This window comes from Mucilaginibacter mali, from assembly GCF_013283875.1.
Taxonomy (GTDB): domain Bacteria; phylum Bacteroidota; class Bacteroidia; order Sphingobacteriales; family Sphingobacteriaceae; genus Mucilaginibacter; species Mucilaginibacter mali.
The window spans coordinates 1,284,941-1,305,421 of sequence record NZ_CP054139.1 but is presented as its reverse complement, the minus strand read 5'-3'; the positions used below and the strand labels follow the sequence as shown (position 1 = coordinate 1,305,421).

Below are 20,481 nucleotides of genomic sequence, written 5' to 3'. Positions count from 1 at the left end.
TCTAATAGTCTTGAATCTATTTCCTAAACCGCGTCGCTTAACGAGGTAAATGTAAAGTCGCGAATGCGCATGGGCGGTATCAGGGCGCTTTGGTTACTCTCGGCGCTTACCGTACGTTCCGGAATACCCAAAGCATCCAGGTTGTTCAACATGATCACCGGGCTTTCATTAAAGCGGAAGTTCTTTACCGGAAATTTGATCTGGCCGTTCTCGATATAAAAAGTACCATCGCGGGTAAGGCCTGTGTACAGCAGCGTTTGCGGATCAACCGGGCGGATGTACCACAGGCGGGTTACCAGTATCCCCTTCTCGGTGCCTTTTATTAGTTCCTCCAGCGTTTGTGTACCACCTTCCATTATCATCGGCCCCGGGCCGGGTATCGATTCTATCTTTTGCTTATCGGCCCAGTAGCGCGAATTGTACAGGGTTTTAACTACGCCTTTTTCTATCCATGTGCGTTTAACCTGCGGACGGCCATCGCCGGTCCAGGTCAGGCCCGGCAAATCGGTACGTGCCGGGTCCGAGAAAATGGTTACACGCTCGTCCATCAGCTTTTCGCCAACACGGGTGCCACCGCCTTTCTTGCTTAAAAAGCTGCGGCCCTCATCGGTACTGCGCTGATCGAGGCTGCCCCACAAATTCTCTAATAATACGATGGACGCGGCAGGTTCCAGTATCACCGTATACTTACCCGGTTCGATAGCCCTTGCCCCGGCCGAACCTGTTGCTTTTTGAGCAGCAATCTTAGTAAACTTCAGAGTATCCATATCGGCTACGTTCTCGTAATCGCGGGTGGCATAGCCTGAGCCTTTGCCGTCATCGGTACGCAAGGTAGCCGAGAAGTTGATATCCGAGTATTTGGTATAAGCGAACAAACCCTTCGAGTTCATCATGGATGAAAAACCCGTAGTGCTTTGCAGGAAGCCGGCTGCGGTTAACTTAGCCTCTTTAGCTACCTGCAGGCTTTGGGCTACCAGGTCTGTGCGCTGTTTGGGCGTCATATCTTCGGTAGCTTTTATATAGGTGGTTGATGTAGTTGGCGCGTAAGTTTGCGGCCCCATCACCGGCATGTATTCCGGATTTTCGGGTGCCAGGCGTGCCAGCTCTTCCGACAGGCGCACGGCTTTTTCCAGTTCGGCATCGGTAAATTCATTCAGCGTAGTTACGCCCAGTTTTTTGCCAAAGGCCGATGATATGGCCATGTTGGTTGAGTTGACATTACCCGCGGTGGATACCGAGTTGCGCGCATAACGTATATTGGCCGAGTCGGACCCGTTGAGGTTGATCTCGCATTCGTCGGCCTTTGAGTAGCTTAACGCTTTTTGCATTAAAGCCTTTGCTTCGTTTTCTGTTAGTATGGCCATGGTTTAGATCTTTCTTGCTGTGTTAATTACGTTAACCCCATTAAAACGCGCGGTTGACGAACCGTGCGATACGGCGCTCACCTGCCCCGGCTGTCCCTTGCCATCAAAGAACGAGCCGCCTAAACGGTAATCGCTCTTATCGGCCACGGCTACGCACGAATTCCAGAACTCCTGGGTATTGGCCTGGTAAGCCACATCGTTCAGCATGCCTGCTATCTTGCCGTTCTTCACCTCGTAATACATTTGCCCGCTAAACTGGAAGTTATAGCGCTGCTGATCGATAGAGAACGAGCTGTCGCCGATGATATAGATGCCTTTCTCGGTATTCTTAATGATATCGGCCACGGCCAGCGGCGTTTTGCCCGGTTGCAGCGATACGTTGGCCATGCGCTGGAATTGTACATCGTTCCAGCCATCGGCATAGCAGCAGCCCTGCGATTGATTGAGGCCGATGATATGCGCCTGATCACGAATCACCTGGTAGTTTACCAGTATACCGTCTTTGATCAGATCCCACTGCCCGCATTTAACGCCCTCATCATCGTACCCCACCGCACCCAGCGAGCCTGGTTGTAACTTATCGGCCACGATGTTTACGTTCTTGCTGCCAAAGTTGAATTTGCCCGTTTTCCATTTATCTAAAGTAAGAAAGCTGGTACCGGCGTAATTGGCTTCGTAGCCCAGTACACGGTCTAACTCGGTTGGGTGCCCCACCGATTCGTGGATGGTTAACCACAGGTGACTTGGATCGAGGATCAGATCGTACTTACCCGGCTCTACCGATTTGGCGGCCATTTTTTGGGTAACCTGCAAAGCACCGTTCCCGGCGTCTTCCAGCATATCGTAACGGTCGCGGTATAAAATGGCCGGACCGCCTTTTATCTTATCACTTTCGCGGGGCATCAGGTACTCGTAACCCATACCGCGTGGCGCACTCAGGGCGTTGCGGGTTTCAAACTTCCCGGTCTTGGCATCCACTTTTGTAATGGTAAATGTAGGCCAGATGCGGTGAACGTCCTGATCGATATAGGAGCCATCGGTTGAGGCGAAGTACTTCTGTTCGTTCACCAAAAACAGGATGGAGTTGACATAGTTGGCGCCGTTCTTCATCGCAGCGGCATTGGCCGATAGCAGCAGATCGGTCTTATCCTTCATCGGCACATCAAAGGCGTTCTTTTCTATCGGGGTTTTCCAGCTTACCTCGCCATAGCCTTTTTGCGGGGCAAGTTGCACCGGTTCGGCTTGTATGCGGGCGTTCTCCTTAGCAATTGCTACTGCCATGGCGGCCGCTTTGGCAATGCTGTCGTTATCCAGTTTATCGGTAGCGGCAAAGCCCCAGCAACCATTGGCTATCACGCGGATGCCCATACCGTACGATTGCGTGTTGGCGATATTTTCTACCTTATCCTCGCGGGTAACCACGTATTGGTTAAGGTAGCGGCCTATGCGTACATCGGTATAAGTGGCGCCTTTGCTGCGGGCCGCGTTCAGGGCCACATCGGCCATGCGTTTTTTAAGGGCAACGTCTACCGTTTCCACATGCGACCCAATGGGCATCGACGATCCAAAGACCGGCACCCGGCTTAACATACCGGCACCTATGCCCATGCCGGTAAGGTAAAGGAAGTCTTTTCTTTTCAAAGCTGATATTGTTTAGTTTTTACTAAATATCGTAAAACATAGCCCTGAATAGCAAGTAAAAGCGGTTTTTAATTTTGCACGATGGTTAAAATCACCCTATTGGGGGGAGTGGGAAGTAGCGGTCGGCAGTTTATGGCTGGCAGCGATACTTTAGGGTAAGCTCTCGCGATGAAAATTGGCGGGTATCTTGTCATCTCGAACCCTTAGAGGGGGGGATAGCGGAGCAAGGGTGAGAGATCTTATACATACAGCCAGTCGCGCGTATAAGATCTCTCCTCACGCAACCCCACGCCCAATGTCATTAAGTTACGCTTTTAAGCCCCACCTAAATCCTCCCCAAAGGGGAGGACTTTAAGGATTTTACGCTTGTGCAGCTAAGTCTCCCCTACCGGGGGAGATTTAGAGGGAGCTTTATTCGGCTGATCATCCCTAACTTAAACTTAATGACATTGGGCCCACGCTCCCTGCCCTGGTTCGTCGAGATGACAAGCATAAAACACCAAAGGCGCTCATCGCGCCTTTGGTGTTTTATATCATATTATCCAATTACTGGTATTGGATATAGTTTGGACGTGGTTTGTATTTCAACACTTCCTCAGGCGTTAACATGTGATGAGGGGCTTTTTTGATATCGTTTTTGTAAAACAGTTTAAAGCCGGTGAACTGCACAGGTTCGTTATGGATGAAATAGCGCCAGGTACCCATTTTCAGTTCCGGTTCGCCCCAGCCATCCATATCCATTACCAACTGCACTTCAGGGCGCAGTTTGATACCCGGGGTATTAGTCACCATCTTTTTAGTGAAGCGGTGTACAATGAGGATCTTTGGCGGCAGGTTATTCTTTTTAACCAAATTGGCCAGGTAGCCCGATACATAGTTTACATCCTCAGCATCATAAGTACCTATTTTTTTGCCCGGTTTAGAACCGTCTTTCATCGAGAACTCGGGATCCATACCGAAGTGTACCTGTGGCATCGATAAATATTTCTCAAACAATGGCAACTCGGCGTGGATGTTGCTCAATGCTACCTGCACATCAAGGAAAACAATGGCGTTTATTTTTTTAGCCAGTACCAATACGCTGTCAATTTGCTTGAACGGCATGCGGTAGCGGTATTTGCCATCTTTACCGGCATCGCCCTGTGCAACCACGGCAATGTAGTGCAGCGCAGGTTGAATAGGTGTTTTAGGATCGGCACGCTGCCAGTTTTTGATCTCACCTTTCAGTTTAGCCAGCATCTCGTTAGGCGGCAATTCGCCCAGGATACCCATCTTTTTAGCGTACAGGTTGCCGTAGTAAGCTACCACCCTTTTGTAAGGTAATATGGCGCCCGGCAGCGGGTAAGGCGCTTTTTTTACGGGCCAGTGGCCGGAAGTATCGCCATTAGCCTGCGCCTTGTTTAACGAATCGTAAACGGCTTTATCAATTGGGGGATAAACAACCTTTGCAGGCGTGGTATCGGCCGGTGCGGCAGCTTCTTCAGATTTAGCAGTAGCGGTGCCGGTTTTGGCATCGGCCTCGGCTGTTTTAGCAGCGGGTTTACCGTTTTGGCAATTTGAAAAAAGCGTCAGCGACAGCAGTAATAATGGAACAGGTAAGAGTATGTTTTTCAGTTTCATATATAATATTTACGAGGTTTGGTGTAAACGCACGTTTCGTGCAAAATAACATCATTTCTGTTACCATTGTGTTAAAAGTTATCAACAGTTAACACTCCGTTAATCAGGTATATTTTAAGCTTTGGGGCAATTTAATTACAAAGATTTACAGGATTATAAATTCACAAAGTACACAAAGAAATTTAAGATAAATTTTTCTTTATTCGATACACAAAGCCTTTGTGTTCTCTGTGAAAATCTTTGTGCTCTTTGTGGTTAAATCACCACCACTATCGTCAGGCGGTTTTATAGAATTTACCAAATACCCCTAAAGGCAATTTCACGCCCGATGTGGCCTGCAGGTACAACTCCCCTATCTCCAGATTTTGCACTTTAGGGAACGAACTACGGATCAGATTTTCCACTATTACAGATGAGAAACCAAGCGAATAGGTATTAAGGATCAGGAAATGCTCCTGCGGATCAAGCAATTGCACTACATCCTGCATCATCTCCAGGATATGGTCTTCCAGCTTCCATTTTTCACCGTTGGGGCCATGCCCGTAGGCAGGCGGATCGAGGATAATGCCGTTGTATTTTTTGCCACGCTTTATTTCGCGCTTTACAAATTTCAGGGCATCTTCTACCATCCAGCGGATATTGCTCAGGCCTGATAGTTCCTGGTTCTCGTTGGCCCAGGTAACCACTTGCTTTATCGAATCTACGTGGGTGGTGTCGGCCCCGGCTGCACGGGCCATCAGCGATGCGCCGCCGGTATAGGCAAACAGGTTAAGCACCTTTGGTTCGGGCGTTTTAAAGCGTTTGATGTTTTGCGAGATATAATCCCAGTTTACAGCCTGCTCGGGGAAGATGCCTACGTGCTTGAACGAGGTTAAGGCCAGTCGGAATTTGATGGCGGCATCGTTATTTTTATATTCCACGTGCCAGCGGTCGGGTGTGGCGGGGTTCTTCTTCACCCATTCGCCCGATGTAGCCGAACGGCCTTTAAAGCGGATATGATGCTGGCGCTGCCATTCGGTTGCCGGCAATTGCTTAGCCCACACCGCCTGCGGCTCGGGACGGATCAATATCACATTGCCAAAGCGTTCCAGTTTTTCAAAATCGCCGCAATCGATCAGTTCGTAATCTTTCCAGTGTGTGGGTGTGAGGAGTTGGATCATTTGTTTGCAGAATAGTCCGGAAGACGGGAAGACCGAAAGACCGGAAGTAATTTGCAAAGGTAGTAATTAGTCCGGAAGTCCGTGTGAGTGCAACATTTCCGATCGATTGTTAATTTCTGTTAAAATTTATGGGTTCTTAAAATATTTGGCGGGCCTGAAGGTTATATCTATTCAATATCCCGTGTTATGCAAAAGCCCGATAGCAGTTTAATAAAACAAGCCCTGTGCTGGCTGCTGGTTATTTTGGCCTGCCTGGCGGCCCATGCCTGAGATCTGTTTTGGCTGACTACAATGATCAGCCGTTAAAGATCATCCAGAATGTCATCAACTAATCTCCAATCTTCAACCGCTGATCTCTACCTATAGCTTCTCCTTCGCTGCCCGCATAAAGCGGCTGGCAAATACAAAGTCGTTCAACTCCTTATTATCGGTTTTGGCAATTTCCTTGTTGCTGCCCTCCCACCATTTTTTGCCGCCGTGCAAAAAGATGATGTGATCGCCAATACCCATTACCGAGTTCATATCGTGGGTTACAATTACGGTGGTGATCTGGTATTCTTCGGTCAGTTCGGCAATTAGTTCGTCTATCAGGATGGATGTTTTAGGGTCGAGGCCCGAGTTGGGCTCATCCACAAACAGATATTTTGGTTGCATGGATATAGCGCGGGCAATGCCTACACGCTTTTTCATACCGCCGGATAGTTCGGATGGAAAAAGCTTGTTCTTGCCTTTCAGGTTAACCCGCTCCAGGCAAAAATTGGCACGTTCCAGTTTTTCGGCACGCGATTGCTCGGTGAACAGGTTAAGCGGGAACATGATGTTCTCTTCAACAGTCATCGAATCGAACAGGGCCGAGTTTTGGAACAGCATGCCGATCTCCTTACGGATGGGTACGCGCTCCTCGAAATTCATTTGCGTAAAGTCCTTACCATCAAACAACACCTGTCCTTTAGTAGGTTCGTGCAAGCCGACGATGCATTTCAGCAGTGTAGTTTTACCCGATCCGGACCCACCGATGATGAGGTTGTTCTTACCGGGCTTAAACTGCGCCGTGATGCCCTTCAGCACCTCGTTCTCTCCAAATGTTTTATAAACGTCTCTTACTTCTATCATAACAACATGCTGGAGATCATCAAATCGGCAAATAATACCATTACGCAGCTATAAACCACACCACGTGTGGCCGACTGGCCTACTTCCAAAGCGCCACCCTCGGTATAAAATCCGTTGTACGCGCAAATGGAGGTGATCAGGAAACCGTAAACAATTGATTTCACGGCACACACTGTTACAATGATTGGTTTAAAGCCATCCTGCAAACCCTGTATATAATCGGTAGGTGTAATGGTTGATGAGGTTAAACAAGCCAGGTAACCACCACCCAAGCCCAACGCCACCGATATGATGGTGAGCAGCGGGATCATGGATACGCCCGAAATAATTTTTGGCGCGATCAGGTAACCGGGAGCGTTCACACCCATAATTTCCAGCGCATCTATTTGTTCGGTAACCCGCATGGTGCCTATTTGCGAGGCGATGCTTGAGCCTACACGGCCGGCCAGTACCAGGGCAGATATGGTTGGGCTGAACTCTAATATCGTCGAATCGCGCGAGATGCTGCCTACAATGCTTAGCGGCACCAGCGGGCTTGATAGCTGGAAAGCCACCTGTATAGCCGCCACCGCGCCGATAAATACCGAAATAATAGCAATGATACCCAGCGAACCGATACCTACCGATATCATCTCGCGGATCACCTCGTTCCAGTAAACGCTGAACTTTTCGGGCTTTTTAAAGCTTAAACGTAGTAGAAGTATGTATCTGCCTAAACTTGTGAACATTTATGTGATATAACGCCGTTAAAAATACTACAATTTGTTGTTGTTGGCCCCAATAATACAAATTAAGCAGCATTAAGTTCTTTGTATAAAGAAACCTTATCTATTTTAGTTTTGTATATTTGAAATATGATACGGACAGTTGTTAAACCGAAAGATCAAAATCTATCGATAAGGTTGCCTGAAATTGAGGATGAAACTGTTACACACCTGATCAGCGAAACTATTTTAGCGGAAGACTGGCTGTCTCCTGAAGAAGATGTCGCATGGCAAGATCTGTAGCATATAAATTATGTTATTGATACCTATTGCAATTAATCCCTAACTTACAGACATGAAAAACGCCATAATCACCGGCGCTACACGTGGCATGGGCCGCGCTATTGCCTTAGCTTTTTCCAACGAAGGTTTTAATCTTGCCATTTGCTCGCGTAATGCTGCCGAACTGAAAACTTTTGAAGAAGAACTGAAACAGATCGATCCCGGCATCAAAGTGATTGCTGTTGTGGCCGATGTAAGTAAAAAGGCCGATATCATAAAATTTGCCGGCGAAGCCGAAAGTGTCTTGGGTTCGATAGATATTATTGTGAACAATGCAGGGACTTTCATTCCCACCAGCATACTTGATGATGCCGACGATACTTTTGATAAACTGATGCACACCAACCTGCTGCCCGCTTACGAGCTTTACCGTTACTTCGGTAAAAAGATGATGCAGGCGCGTTCAGGGCATATTTTTAATATCTGTTCATCGGCTTCAAAAAATGTTGTTGTTGCTGCCGGAAGTTATAGTGTAACAAAGTTCGCGTTGTTGGGTCTTAATAATGTTATGAGACTTGAACTACAACAATATGGTGTTAAAGTTACCGCGGTTATCCCGGGGTCTACGCTTACATCATCGTGGGACGGGATACAGGTGGATAGCGCGAAGTTTATTATGCCGGGCGATATCGCTTCGGCAATTATGAACGCTTACCGCATGAGCCCCGGCGCCAACGTTGATGAGATCACCATAAACCCTGTGTTCGGTCCGCAGTAAATACTAATCACACTTTAAAAACTAACCATCATGAACAACAGATTATACCGCGACGATATCCACAAAGTAATAGGTGGGGTATGCGCCGGTTTAGCAGACTATCTGAAATTAGACGTATCCATCGTGCGCCTGATATTTGTACTTACGCTGATACTAAAAGGCGGCGGCTTACTCATTTACATTATCCTTTGGATGGTGTTGCCCAAAAAAACGCTGACCTTCCAAATGCCGCCACAACAACCTTTTGTTGATTATACCGTGCCGCCGGTAAGCAGCGCGCCACAGTGGGACCCATCGCTTAACCAGCCTAAAAAAACATCGGCAGGGGCAATTATTGCCGGCACCATACTAATCATTGTTGGTGGTTGCGTGTTGCTGGATGACCTTGACCTTATCCCCGACTGGGACCTGGAGCATCTTTGGCCGCTGGTACTGATAGGCGCGGGTATAGCCGCTATATTTGCAGGCAGCAAAAAACAACCCTGGGAAAACCCCGACTTTAACAAAGCCGACACTGTTAAGCAGGAACCAGCTAACGATAATTCACAGAACGACAACCCTACAACCCTATAATCATCATGAGACACGATAAATTAGTTCCCGGCGCGATACTGATCACCCTGGGCATCATATTTTTGCTGCGCAGCTTTGGCGTAGTGCATATCCATTGGATGAACTTCCTGCACCTGTGGCCTATCTTTTTACTGATCGGCGGCATCAACCTGATATTCGCGCACAATAGATCGCCACTGGCCAGCGGGCTGAAGATCGGTGTAGTGCTGTTAGGCCTGTGCATCCTGCTGTTTGGTAACTTTAACAACCGGTACAATTTTTGGCCGGGCCGTTATTACTATCACAGCGATAATAATAATAACGATAGCGATGACGATGATAATGACGACAAAGTAGACGTAGTAAAGGTAGGCGGCACCAGCACCTTTAACGAGCCTTACAACGCGGCTACCAAAATTGCTAAACTTAACATCAACGGCGGCGGCACCATGTATCGCTTAAGCGATACCACCACCGACCTGTTCCAGGCTTATACCAAGGAGATAGCCGGCAGCTACGAGTTTACCCGCCATAACGAGGATTCTGTTTATGTACTGGATTTCAGCATGAAAAAGAACAACCACATGCGTTGGGATAAAGGCAAAGAGAACTCGGCTACCTTTAAGCTTAACACAGCCCCGGTTTGGGATATGGATATCAGCACCGGCGCCACCAAGCTTGATTTTGACCTGAGCAAGTTTAAGATCCGCAATTTGGATATCAATGGCGGCGCGGCATCGTTCGATATCAAAATGGGCCAGCCGCTGGCATCAACCAATATCGATATCTCGACCGGTGTATCTGAAGTGAATATCCGTATACCTAAGGATGCCGCCTGCAAGATAGATACCGATTCGGGCCTGTCATCAAACCACTTTGATGGCTTTAACAAAACCGACGACGATACCTACGAAACCCCGGGCTACAGCAGCGCCAAAAACAAGATCCACATTAAACTGGATGGCGGCCTGTCGGGCTTTAGGGTAACGAGATATTAATACCCCCTACCCCCCTAAAGGGGGAACACAAAAACTTAACAGGCTTACGAAGTTTTAGAAACTTCGTAAGTCTTTTTTATATTAGAGTTTTTATGCCGGCAACCAACAACAGCGATCAACAATACCTCCTCGTTATCAACGGCAAACCCGAAGGGCCATTCACTGTTGATGAACTGAAGCAGAAACGCATCAGGCCCACCGATTTTGTGCGTACCGACGGCATGGACGATTACAAGGAAGCTCACGAACTGGCCGAACTGCGCGAGATCTTCGGTTTCCATAAGCGTATTGTAGCGCCGCAGTATTTTGGCAGTTTTGATCAGCGCTTGCTGGCTTCGGTAATGGATTGGTTTATGGTATCGATGGTGTTTGTGGTACCCGCTTTTGTGGCGGTACTCATCATTAACGATAAGCTGGTGCGCATCATTATCGGCATCAGCCTGCTAATACTTATCCCGCTTGCTAAGATCATTTATCATATCGTAATGGAATGCTCGGTTAAACAGGCTACCTATGGCAAGCAGATCCTCAAGATCAGGGTATGCGATATTTATGGGCAGCGCCTTAGCGCCGGGCAATCTATAGGGCGTAATTTGGCTAAGATCTGCTCGGTGGCTACGCTGGGCATTGGCTACCTGATGGCGTTTTTTAACAAACGGCAGCAATGTTTACACGATATGATCACCGATACGGTTATTGTTAAGGATAGGCTGGTTTAGAGCCCTGTAATAAAACTTTAATTCCAATTCAAAACATAGTTTGTACTTCGTCCGCCCGGACTTTCTTTTATTAGTACCCCTTTGTTTATCAAATCCTGTATATCCCGTAATGCGGTGTCTGCCGAACATTTATTCATTTTTGCCCACTTACCCGATGTAAGTTTTCCAAAAAAACTATCTAATAATGTTACGATCATATGCCGCTGCCTCTCGTTAAGTTGCACATCCTGGAATTTTTTCCAAAACTCATTACGACGTGTTACCCCTGCAATCGTCTCCTCAGTATGATCCATGGCACGGTTAAGGCATTTAAGGAACCATAACAGCCAGGCTGTTATATCCATCCCCCCTTTCTGCGTCTTTTCCAACAGTTGATAATAATCGTTCCTTTCCTTTAGTATTTGCGCAGACATGCTATAAAACCGCTCCGGTATTCCATCTGCACGGGCTAATAGCATATCTGTTAATGCTCTTGTTATTCTTCCGTTTCCATCATCAAAAGGATGGATGGTTACAAACCACAAATGTGCGATTGCCGCTTTGATAACAGCATCGTTAGTGTTATTATGATTTATCCATCTAATAAACTGCTCCATTTCAGCAGTTAAACGTTCGGCTTCGGGGGCTTCAAAATGCACAATTTCTCTACCCATCGGCCCCGATACTACTTGCATTGGCCCTGCCTCGGCAGTTCGCCATTTACCTACAGTTATTTTCTGCATCCCGCTTCTCCCTGAAGGAAAAAGTAAATCGTGCCATCCAAATAAACGTTCGCTTGTTAAGGGCCTGTCAAATTTTTGTGTGGCATCAAGCATCATTTCCACTACTCCGTCCACTTCCCTGCTACTGGCTACACCATCAATTATACTAATCCCCAGGCGCCGGGCAATGGATGACCTAACCTGGATCACATTTAACATCTCTCCTTCAATTTCACTCGATTTAGTTACATCGCGGGTTAGTGTATCAAGCAGGGTCGATTCCCTGATCTTAAAACCAAGCGCATTCATCTGCCCGATTATGCGCCCTTCACGGTGTCGTACTTCTCCCAATACCGGTAAGATAACTTCCGCTTTCCATTTAAAATTTGGCCAATTGATAGATTGATGAATATACATATTCGCCGCAATTATACGGTGAATATAATAAATAATCTCCGCACAATATCCTTTAAGCAAACAATTACTCTGTCGAGCCCATATTTTGTGTTGGTTTAATATCACATATATATGCGGTTACTTTGCGCTAATGCTCATAAATATGGAGCAATACGATAGCTCCCCTCCCCCTTTCAGGGTGAGCATAAAAGCCTAAAACCGCATTTAACATTTGTTTTGTTAAAATATGTTAAAACCAGTACGAACGTTTCGTATACGAAAATTTCGTACATATCTTTGACCTATTAATTAAATTATTGGTAACCCACAATATCTTAAACTAAAACACAAAAGGTCATGAAAAAACCATTACTTCTTTTTACTATAGCCATGATGGCCGGCTACGTTGTACGCGCCCAGGAGGCCGATTCGGCTAAAGCCATTGTAAAATATAAATTCAGCCATGTGCGCGACACCCTGAACAGGGATAAGCCGTATACCGAAAACATGATCCTGTTCATCGGTCAGAAGGCCAGCGCCTACAAAAGCTACGATAAAAAGATCCAGGATGCCCTGGTGAAAAAACAAGTACAGGAGCAGGTTGCCGCTGCTGCGGGCGGGCCTGTAAACATCAATATTAAGCGTAATGGCGGCGCTACCACGCAGGGCGAGATCTACCAGTTTCCGCTGGAAAACAAGATGGTGCGCAAAGAAAACCTGATGATCACCAAGTACCGCATTGAAGAAGCGATGCCGATGATCAAATGGAAGATCAGCGCCGATACCATGAGCTTTGGTACCCTGCATTGCCAAAAGGCTACCGGCCACTTTAAAGGCCGCGATTATACCGCCTGGTTCTGCCCCGATCTGCCGTTTCATGCCGGTCCGTGGAAACTATGCGGCTTACCGGGCCTGATCGTTGAAGCTTACGATACTAACAAAGAGGTAGAGTTTAAGTTCGACGGTATGGAAGCCGTAACCAAGTCGGACAAGCCAGCGCAAGTGGCTCAGGCTACCCCTGCCGCCGCCGCGGGTGTAACCGTTGTTAGATTAGGCGGCATGGACGATGATACGGTTGATCCTAATATAATCGCCATCCCTGCCGACGCGGTAAAAACCACACCTAAACAATACGACGACCTGCGCGCGGCCATGCTGAAAGACCCGCAAGCGTTTATGAACAGTATGATGGCCGGATCTAACATGGGTGGGGGCATGCAAATGGGTGGCGGCCGTGTGGTAACCACCGGTACCCCTACCATGCGTGTAAACATGAGCGGCGGCGGCCCGGTAATTAACAACCCATTAGAACTACCTGAAAAGAAATGATAGCCACAAATAAATGGTTAGGAGCATTCATTTTATGGATGCTGCTGACCGTGGTATGCCATGCCCAAACCATTAAAGGCACCGTGACGGACAGCCTGGGCAAACCGGTATCCTTTGCCAGCGTTAACCTTAAGGGTGCGGGCAACCTCATTATAGCCTATACCACCAGCGGTGATAAAGGGGCATTTAGCCTCAACGTTCCGGCTGATGCTGACAAGAACGGCCTGCAACTGGAAGTAAGCTGCATTGGTTTTAAAAAGGAAAGCAAGCCGGTAGGCAGTTTTACCACGCCCTATAACTTTAAGCTGCATGGCGCGGTGAGCATGCTGAAAACAGTAACCATTAAAGATAACAAGCCCCGCGCCCGGCTGAGCGGCGATACACTAAGCTATAAGGTATCTGATTTTAGCAGTCCGCAGGACAGGGTAATTGGCGACGTAATTAAAAAACTGCCGGGTATAGACGTGGATGATAACGGCAAGATCAAATACAACGGCAAGGCCATATCCAACCTGTACATTGGCGGCGATAATTTATTGGATGACAAGTACAACATCGCCACCAAAACCATCCCTAACGGCGTGGTAGACCAGGTGCAGGTGATGGAGAACCATCAGCCTATAAAAATGCTTAAGGATAAGGTGAACAGCGATGATGTGGCCCTTAACCTCACCATTAAAAAAGATGCCAAGCTGCAACTAATAGGCCAGGAAACCGTAGGCGCGGGCCTGCCCGGCAACTACTACGGCGAGTTAAACGCCATGATGTTTAAGGATAAGTACAAGGCCATTAATTACATTAAAGGTAATAATGTGGGCAATGATGTATCAAACGACCTGGTATCGCACAACCTGGGCGATTACCTGGCCCGTATTGATAATGATAAGCCCGGCGCTGTGTTGTCTTTGGGCACCGCCGGCGACCCTGACCTGCCCCGCAACCGCTACCTGTTTAACCGGGCGGGCTTGTTTAACCTGAATAACCTGTGGAACCTGAAAAAGGACGTGCAGTTCCGCACCAATTTTTCGTACCTGCGTGATGCACAACGCCAGGATTATACCAAAACAACGGATATATTTTCGCCCAATACCGGTAACATTCATTATAGCGAAACGCAGCGCAACAGCCGCCGGCCCGATCTGTTTCACACCCAGGTGTTGCTGAATGTGAACAAACCGAAGTTTTACCTGAACGATAATCTTGTTGCCGATTACAGTCACAACAGTTCGTACTCGGCACTGGTGAGCAATGGTGTACCATTGAACCAGAATTTTAAAGATAACCTGGCTGATTTTAGCAACGAATTTAACTACATGAACACGTTCAAATCCAACAATATCATCGAACTATACAGTTATGTAGATCATATCAGCGAACCCGAGAGCCGCGATATAGAACCGAACCTGAACCCCAACATTTTTAACCATGGGGTTAATTATAACCTGCTGACGCAGCACGTTAATATCCCTACCTGGTTTACCAACAACTATGTATCGTACAAGATACCGCGCGCTATCACGCAAAGCTACAAGGTGGGCTTCAGCGCGCAGTCGCAGCAATTAAATTCGGACTTGACCATCACCCAAAACAATGGCACCTATAATTTAGTAGCCGATAGTGCCCGCAACAACCTGGATTGGAAGCGCAATAAACTATATGGCGAAGCCGGTTACGATTTCCCGGGGAAGATCCTGAAGTTTAGTGTGCAGTTACCGGTGAATTTATTGAACAGTAGTTATAGCGATCCGCATTACAAACAAGATGTAAGCCAAACTAACCTGTACTTTAATCCGCGGGCATCACTGAAATATCAAAGCGGTATCGAAAATTATTTTACGCTGAACTATGGCTACCGCAACCAGATCGGTAATATACAAGATATCTATCGCGGCAGCATCCTGAGCAACTATCGCAGCATTGTAGCCAACAACGCCGACCTGACCGAACGCCAAAGCCAAAACGCAGGCATTGCCTTTAATTACCACAAAGCCATCACGCTGTTCTTCTTTGGGTTGAGCGCCAACTACAGCCACGTGAGTGCCAATACCATCAGCTCCAGCATTTTGGATAATAATATCTCGCGCCGTATTGTGCTGCCATTTGATAACAATATTGATAGCTGGAACTTTAGCGGCAGTATCAGCAAGTATAATTTTGACCTGCGCACTACATTCAGCGCCAATGCATCGTACGCAACCACCAAACTTAACCAGTTGCAAAACGGGTTGACATTACCTTACAATACCATATCAAAAGGCTTTGGCGTGGGTGCCGATACCAAGGTGAGCCAGAAGGTAAACTTTAGCTATAAGGCCAATTTAGGTTTAACCACCAGCAAATCGTCGGCAGTGGCCACCAGCAGCGATTTCCAGCGCCTGGTACAAAGCGCATCGGTAAACTATGCGCCGCTAGCCAATCTATACTTCAATATCAGCGGCGACCATTACTATACGCACCAGCAAGCCGCCAACGATTTGAAATACATGTTCGCCGATGCTTCTATCCGCTACCGCTTCACCAAAACCAAGCTGGATCTGGAAGTAACCGCCCAAAACCTGTTCGATACAAAGAACTACACCGCGGTATACCTGTCGGCCAACGTTTATACCAGTAGTACGTACACTATACCGGGCAGGATAGTTTTAGCTAAAATGATGTTTACTTTGTAACCCCCCAGCCCCCTAAAGGGGGAGCAAATGTGCAGGTGTGCAAATGATAAGGATGCCCATTAATCAGGAAAGCGCGGTTCAATTGAACCGCGCTTTCCTGATTAAACAAATGCTGGCTTCAGTTTGTAACTGAAGCCTTAGGATAAGTGCAAGTCTGTGACTTGCGGCTGCCTGAAGTCACAGACTTCATCCCATCAGTAGGCTTCAGTTATAAACTGAAGCCAGTGGTATTTACCGAAGCGGCCGACCCTAAAGGATCGGCCGCTTCGGTTATAAAAAACTTCTTAATTTTCATCCGGGCTTGTTCCACCACCGGGGCGCTTATTGGTCATCTCTACCTCACGGGTCATTTCCAAAATATCTACGGGTTGAGAAAAATCGCCCAGCAGCCATTTGCAAAAATAATCGGCTTTTTGCCAGAAGAAATATTCGGTCATATCGCCGTAAGCATGGCGCTGGCCGGGCAGCAATACAAAATCAAAACGTTTGTTGGCTTTGATCAGCGCGTTGATGACACGGATGGTATTCGACGGGCTTACGTTATTATCGATATCCCCTGTCGATAGCATCAGGTGGCCTTTCAGGTTCTTGGCCAGGTCCTGGTTCTTATCAATAGTATAAGTGAATGTGGTATCGCCCTTAGCGGTGATGATCTCTTTCACGCCATGGTGTTTCTCACTCCACCAACGGTTATAAATGCTGTTATCGTGGTTGCCCGATTCGGATACCGCGGCCTTGTAAAAGTCAGGGTAAACCAGCAATGCCGCGGTAGACATAAAGCCGCCACCCGAGTGACCGGTAATACCTACACGGGTAATATCAATAAAAGGATATTTATCGGCCAGCTGCTCAACGGCAGCTTTTTTATCGGCCAGGCCATAATCGCGCAGGTTGCCGTAGCCATAGTTATGGTACCATTTAGAGCGTTCGGGGTTACCGCCACGGTTACCTACCGATATCACAATAAAGCCCATTTGCGCCAGGCGGTCGGTATAATCCATACCCCGGCTAAAGGCGGTATTCACGGCCTCGGTTTGCGGACCAGGATATACGTACTCAATGATCGGATACTTTTTAGCCGGGTCGAAATCGTACGGCTTGTACATTACACCGAACAGATCGGTAATGCCGTCATCAGCCTTAACCTTGAACGGCTCGGGGAATTTGTAGCCCGCGGCCATCAGCTGGCTCAGGTCGGTAGTTTCCAGGTCCATTATCTTAGTGCCGTTGTTATCATACAATACCGATTTTGGCGCGGCGTTAACACGACTAAAGTTGCCCACAAAGTATTTGGCATCGTCGCTCATGCTGGCGGTATGGGTAAAGTTACCACTGTTCAGTAATTTTAATCCGCTGCCATCAAAATGGATGCTGTACAGGTGAGTGTAGTATGGGTTCTCGCCCGCCTCGCGACCGGCAGCGGTGAAGTACATGGTGCGGCTCTTCTCGTCCACGTTTACCACCTCATCGCAGTGGAATGATCCGGTGGTGATCTGGTTCTTTAGCTTACCGTCGCCATCAAAAAGGTAAAAATGCGCCCAGCCGTCTCGTTCCGACCAATGGATCAGCTCCTTGCCACCGTTGATCAGCCACGGGCGGGCTATCTCTACGTAGGTATTCATACGTTCTTCTATCAGCACTTTTACAGCGCTGGTCTTGATATCTACGCTACATACGTCTATCTTTTTCAGATCGCGGCCGGTGCGGTAGAAGTAGAACTTATCATTATCACCCAACCACAGCGAGGGGCGGAACTCATCGTCCCTGCTTTTTTGCAATACTGGTGCCGACCACATCGATACATCCTGGTCTTTAAATGATGCTACAGCCAGTTTTTTATAGGTCTTGGCCTCAAAATCAAACAACAGGATCTCTTCTATCGGGGCTTCTTTTTCGCCCGGCATCTGGTATTTATAGGTCTCTAAAGTTGGGCGTGGTTCGGCTATGCTGTTGATCACCCAAAAATCTTTCACCTTGCGCATATCGGTGCGGTTCATGGCAAAATGCTTCGCGTCCGGCGACCATAGCACCCCCGCCGGCTTACGCTTTTTGGCGTTCTTCTCGCGCTCTACATTGGTCTCGTTACCCGATCCGCCGTAGGCGTAGTTCTCTACGCCATCCTTGGTTAACTGGTGCTCTACAATGGTGCTATCGTCTTCGTTCTTCAGCGCTTTTTTGTAATTGGCCTTATCCATCCAATATAAATTATACTTGCGCGAAAACACAATGGCCGAACTATCGGGCGCTATCGAAGCCCAGGCTGGTTTTGGTTTTACCTTTTCGTAATTCTTCAACTCGGTCACCTTTTCGGTTTGCATATCGTAGGTGAAGTAAAAAGTTTTCTTCTCCAGCGAGTCGGCGGCCTTTTTATCCTTACGGTCCTTTTTTACCTGGTCTACAGTGCTTTTCAGTTCGAACTGTACGCTCTTTTCATCCTTGGTGAACTTCAGGTTCTCTATCGGCAAATGCTGCGCATCGAAAGGGTCTTTTACGATCAGGGTGATGGCCGCCGCCAGTTTTGCGTTATCAAAAATGGCCTTCTTAGTTTTAAAAGCAGGGTCTACAATGTACCACTGGCGGCCGGCACCACTCTCGTAGCTGTACCAAAACCGGTTCGATAGCTTGAGCCAATGCGGGTCGACCGAAGTGCTGAACACCATTTTGCTGATCTTTTTCGGCGAGAAACGCGAGGCCAGCAGGTAATTGCCTTTTGCCTGGGCCGGTGTCGCGGCTGGCGCTGCCGGACTTTGCGCACGGACGGTTAAGCCACAAGCCGCGGCGCATAATAAAAAGTAAAGTTTCCTCATGGTAATAAATTGATGGAGGAAAGATAGTAGTAAATGTGAGGATGTGCAAATCGTGTTGTCTGAATCAAAATTTGCAGAATTTCAGGATTTACAGAATTCTGATAATTTTTAAATCTGTAAATTCTGATCAGGAAATTAACGGCAGTAGTTCTTCGGTACCGATAGCCCTGCTTTCCGTTCCAAAGCCTCGCCTGCCGGTGCGCTATCCCAAGGCACGCTCCGGGTTTTCCACTTCAATCAGGTTTAGGCCGAACGGCCACTTCCATTGACCATGGTCCATATACTTAATCATCTTTCCGTCTTCCGGACTTTTCGGACTTCCGGACTATTATCTATCTTTGCCACCGCACACCAATGACTGATGACCAATGACTAATGACCACAAAGTAGCTCCATCTATATTAGCAGCCGATTTTGCCAACCTGCAACGCGATATTGAAATGATAAACGCCAGCGCTGCCGACTGGATACATGTGGACATTATGGACGGGGTATTTGTGCCAAACATCTCGTTCGGTTTCCCGGTGATGAAGGCTGTTAAGCAGCACGCCAAAAAACCGCTGGATGTGCACCTGATGATTACTGATCCCGACCGCTACCTGGCCGATTTTAAAAATGCCGGCGCCGATCATATCACCGTACATTACGAAGCCTGCACCCACCTGCACCGTACTATCCATGCTATAAAAGATCTTGGCTGCGTGGCGGGCGTTGCGCTTAACCCGCATACCCCGGTGGCCCTGCTGGATGATATTATTGCCGATGTTGACCTGGTGCTGATCATGTCGGTAAATCCCGGCTTCGGCGGGCAAAGTTTTATTGAGAATACTTACAAAAAAATAAAGGAACTAAAAGCGCTTTCTGCCGAACGCAACCCAAATTTGTTCATCGAGATAGATGGCGGTGTATCGCTGCAAAACTCGGCCAAATTGTTGGAAGCAGGCGCTAACGCGTTGGTGGCGGGGAATTTTGTATTTAGTTCGAAGGATCAGATTGCGACTATCGCTGAGTTGAAGAAATAAGGTTTTTCCTCGCGTCATCCTGAGCGATAGCGAAGGATCCCAAACTGCGCATTTCCACTCTGCTTATTGGGGATCCTTCGCTATCGCTCAGGATGACGAATTTGCTTTGTGGTTCGCCCGCGGCTCACCACTTCTTAAATATCACAAAAACCGCCAGCACGATCAGCCCGAACCCCACCAAATGGTTCCACGCGAATTTTTCGGTTTTAAAGAATACGATGCTGAAGATCATAAAGATGGTAAGCGTAATGGCTTCCTGTATGGTTTTTAGCTGCACCAATGTGTAAGGGCCGCCGTCGCCTTTAAAACCCGCCCTGTTGGCCGGCACCTGGAACAAATATTCGAAGAAAGCCAGGCCCCAGCTGATGAAGATAATGGCCGTTAGTCCCAGGTTCTTACCCCAGTCGTACTCTTTAAATTTAAGGTGGCCGTACCAGGCAAAAGTCATGAAGGTGTTGGATATAATGAGGAAAATGATGGTTTTTAATCCGCGCATGGCTATGGTGAAGTATTTGTTGGTCAACAAAGGTAGGAGATTATAGTTTACGCTCAAACCTATGGACTCACCCCGACTACGCTTCGCTGGTCGACCCTCTCTCCGCTACGCGGAAAGAGGGTGGTCGGGC

Annotated in this window: 17 protein-coding genes; 8 read left to right on the top strand and 9 right to left on the bottom strand. The window is 47.6% G+C overall.

Translation table 11 applies throughout. The features are described 5' to 3' along the window. Positions 1-23: 23 nt before the first annotated feature. From HQ865_RS05625 to HQ865_RS05600, 6 genes are all read right to left on the bottom strand, one after another. Complete coding sequence (locus HQ865_RS05625; RefSeq protein WP_173413948.1) at positions 24-1,364, bottom strand: TldD/PmbA family protein; 1,341 nt, start codon at positions 1,362-1,364, stop codon at positions 24-26. A 3-nt stretch (positions 1,365-1,367) separates the two neighbouring features. Next, complete coding sequence (locus HQ865_RS05620; RefSeq protein WP_173413947.1) at positions 1,368-3,005, bottom strand: TldD/PmbA family protein; 1,638 nt, start codon at positions 3,003-3,005, stop codon at positions 1,368-1,370. Between the two features lie 546 nt (positions 3,006-3,551). Continuing rightward, positions 3,552-4,625, bottom strand: a complete 1,074-nt coding sequence (locus HQ865_RS26170) for a hypothetical protein (RefSeq protein WP_237073752.1) — start codon at positions 4,623-4,625, stop codon at positions 3,552-3,554. A 275-nt stretch (positions 4,626-4,900) separates the two neighbouring features. Further along, positions 4,901-5,785 carry a class I SAM-dependent methyltransferase gene (locus HQ865_RS05610; RefSeq protein WP_173413946.1) on the bottom strand — a complete coding sequence of 295 codons (885 nt, stop codon included), beginning with the start codon at positions 5,783-5,785 and terminating at the stop codon, positions 4,901-4,903. A gap of 360 nt (positions 5,786-6,145) precedes the next feature. Next, on the bottom strand, positions 6,146-6,898 hold the full coding sequence (locus tag HQ865_RS05605; RefSeq protein WP_173413945.1) for an ABC transporter ATP-binding protein: 753 nt from the start codon (positions 6,896-6,898) through the stop codon (positions 6,146-6,148). Next, positions 6,895-7,626, bottom strand: coding sequence for an MlaE family ABC transporter permease (locus tag HQ865_RS05600; RefSeq protein WP_173413944.1), 732 nt, complete (start codon positions 7,624-7,626; stop codon positions 6,895-6,897). The genes HQ865_RS05605 and HQ865_RS05600 overlap by 4 nt, the downstream gene beginning before the upstream one ends. A gap of 126 nt (positions 7,627-7,752) precedes the next feature. Here HQ865_RS05600 and HQ865_RS05595 point away from each other — a divergent pair, with 126 nt between their 5' ends. The 5 genes from HQ865_RS05595 (at position 7,753) to HQ865_RS05575 (ending at position 10,931) form a co-directional block, all read left to right on the top strand. Then, positions 7,753-7,905: a hypothetical protein gene (locus HQ865_RS05595; RefSeq protein ID WP_173413943.1), complete on the top strand. Its 153-nt coding sequence runs from the start codon at positions 7,753-7,755 to the stop codon at positions 7,903-7,905. A gap of 52 nt (positions 7,906-7,957) precedes the next feature. Beyond that, positions 7,958-8,662 (top strand): SDR family oxidoreductase, encoded by a 705-nt coding sequence (locus HQ865_RS05590; RefSeq protein WP_173413942.1) that lies wholly within the window; start codon positions 7,958-7,960, stop codon positions 8,660-8,662. Positions 8,663-8,692: 30 nt separating this feature from the next. After that, complete coding sequence (locus HQ865_RS05585) at positions 8,693-9,235, top strand: PspC domain-containing protein (RefSeq protein ID WP_173413941.1); 543 nt, start codon at positions 8,693-8,695, stop codon at positions 9,233-9,235. A gap of 5 nt (positions 9,236-9,240) precedes the next feature. Then, positions 9,241-10,212, top strand: coding sequence for a LiaI-LiaF-like domain-containing protein (locus tag HQ865_RS05580; RefSeq protein WP_173413940.1), 972 nt, complete (start codon positions 9,241-9,243; stop codon positions 10,210-10,212). Between the two features lie 92 nt (positions 10,213-10,304). Next, the gene (locus HQ865_RS05575; RefSeq protein WP_173413939.1) at positions 10,305-10,931 is read left to right on the top strand and encodes an RDD family protein; all 627 of its coding nucleotides are present in this window, start codon (positions 10,305-10,307) and stop codon (positions 10,929-10,931) included. Positions 10,932-10,948: 17 nt separating this feature from the next. On the opposite strand, the gene HQ865_RS05570 is transcribed toward HQ865_RS05575, so the two are convergent. Further along, positions 10,949-12,049: a Fic family protein gene (locus tag HQ865_RS05570; protein WP_173413938.1), complete on the bottom strand. Its 1,101-nt coding sequence runs from the start codon at positions 12,047-12,049 to the stop codon at positions 10,949-10,951. Positions 12,050-12,385: 336 nt separating this feature from the next. Between HQ865_RS05570 and HQ865_RS05565 the strand changes: the two genes are divergently transcribed. Both HQ865_RS05565 and HQ865_RS05560 read left to right on the top strand, forming a co-directional pair. After that, positions 12,386-13,357: a GLPGLI family protein gene (locus tag HQ865_RS05565; RefSeq protein ID WP_173413937.1), complete on the top strand. Its 972-nt coding sequence runs from the start codon at positions 12,386-12,388 to the stop codon at positions 13,355-13,357. After that, positions 13,354-16,026 (top strand): carboxypeptidase regulatory-like domain-containing protein, encoded by a 2,673-nt coding sequence (locus HQ865_RS05560; RefSeq protein WP_173413936.1) that lies wholly within the window; start codon positions 13,354-13,356, stop codon positions 16,024-16,026. Before HQ865_RS05565 ends, HQ865_RS05560 begins: the two co-directional genes overlap by 4 nt. Before the next feature lie 284 nt (positions 16,027-16,310). Here HQ865_RS05560 and HQ865_RS05555 read toward each other — a convergent pair whose 3' ends face one another. Then, positions 16,311-18,833, bottom strand: a complete 2,523-nt coding sequence (locus HQ865_RS05555; protein WP_173413935.1) for a S9 family peptidase — start codon at positions 18,831-18,833, stop codon at positions 16,311-16,313. Positions 18,834-19,201: 368 nt separating this feature from the next. Here HQ865_RS05555 and rpe point away from each other — a divergent pair, with 368 nt between their 5' ends. Beyond that, positions 19,202-19,855 carry a ribulose-phosphate 3-epimerase gene (gene rpe / locus HQ865_RS05550; protein ID WP_173413934.1) on the top strand — a complete coding sequence of 218 codons (654 nt, stop codon included), beginning with the start codon at positions 19,202-19,204 and terminating at the stop codon, positions 19,853-19,855. A gap of 124 nt (positions 19,856-19,979) precedes the next feature. Here the strand turns inward: rpe and HQ865_RS05545 are convergent, their stop codons facing one another. Further along, positions 19,980-20,381 (bottom strand): DMT family protein, encoded by a 402-nt coding sequence (locus tag HQ865_RS05545; RefSeq protein ID WP_237073751.1) that lies wholly within the window; start codon positions 20,379-20,381, stop codon positions 19,980-19,982. Between the last annotated feature and the right edge of the window lie 100 nt (positions 20,382-20,481).

Bases quoted from the DNA above. Each gene is read 5' to 3' on its own strand.
- HQ865_RS05560 (WP_173413936.1), top strand. From the start codon at position 13,354: ATGATAGCCACAAATAAATGGTTAGGAGCATTCATTTTATGGATGCTG.
- HQ865_RS05570 (WP_173413938.1), bottom strand. From the start codon at position 12,049: ATGTATATTCATCAATCTATCAATTGGCCAAATTTTAAATGGAAAGCG.
- HQ865_RS05555 (WP_173413935.1), bottom strand. From the start codon at position 18,833: ATGAGGAAACTTTACTTTTTATTATGCGCCGCGGCTTGTGGCTTAACC.
- HQ865_RS05610 (WP_173413946.1), bottom strand. From the start codon at position 5,785: ATGATCCAACTCCTCACACCCACACACTGGAAAGATTACGAACTGATC.
- HQ865_RS26170 (WP_237073752.1), bottom strand. From the start codon at position 4,625: ATGAAACTGAAAAACATACTCTTACCTGTTCCATTATTACTGCTGTCG.
- HQ865_RS05595 (WP_173413943.1), top strand. From the start codon at position 7,753: ATGATACGGACAGTTGTTAAACCGAAAGATCAAAATCTATCGATAAGG.
- HQ865_RS05565 (WP_173413937.1), top strand. From the start codon at position 12,386: ATGAAAAAACCATTACTTCTTTTTACTATAGCCATGATGGCCGGCTAC.
- HQ865_RS05585 (WP_173413941.1), top strand. From the start codon at position 8,693: ATGAACAACAGATTATACCGCGACGATATCCACAAAGTAATAGGTGGG.
- HQ865_RS05600 (WP_173413944.1), bottom strand. From the start codon at position 7,626: ATGTTCACAAGTTTAGGCAGATACATACTTCTACTACGTTTAAGCTTT.
- HQ865_RS05590 (WP_173413942.1), top strand. From the start codon at position 7,958: ATGAAAAACGCCATAATCACCGGCGCTACACGTGGCATGGGCCGCGCT.
- HQ865_RS05625 (WP_173413948.1), bottom strand. From the start codon at position 1,364: ATGGCCATACTAACAGAAAACGAAGCAAAGGCTTTAATGCAAAAAGCG.
- HQ865_RS05575 (WP_173413939.1), top strand. From the start codon at position 10,305: ATGCCGGCAACCAACAACAGCGATCAACAATACCTCCTCGTTATCAAC.
- rpe (WP_173413934.1), top strand. From the start codon at position 19,202: ATGACTAATGACCACAAAGTAGCTCCATCTATATTAGCAGCCGATTTT.
- HQ865_RS05580 (WP_173413940.1), top strand. From the start codon at position 9,241: ATGAGACACGATAAATTAGTTCCCGGCGCGATACTGATCACCCTGGGC.
- HQ865_RS05605 (WP_173413945.1), bottom strand. From the start codon at position 6,898: ATGATAGAAGTAAGAGACGTTTATAAAACATTTGGAGAGAACGAGGTG.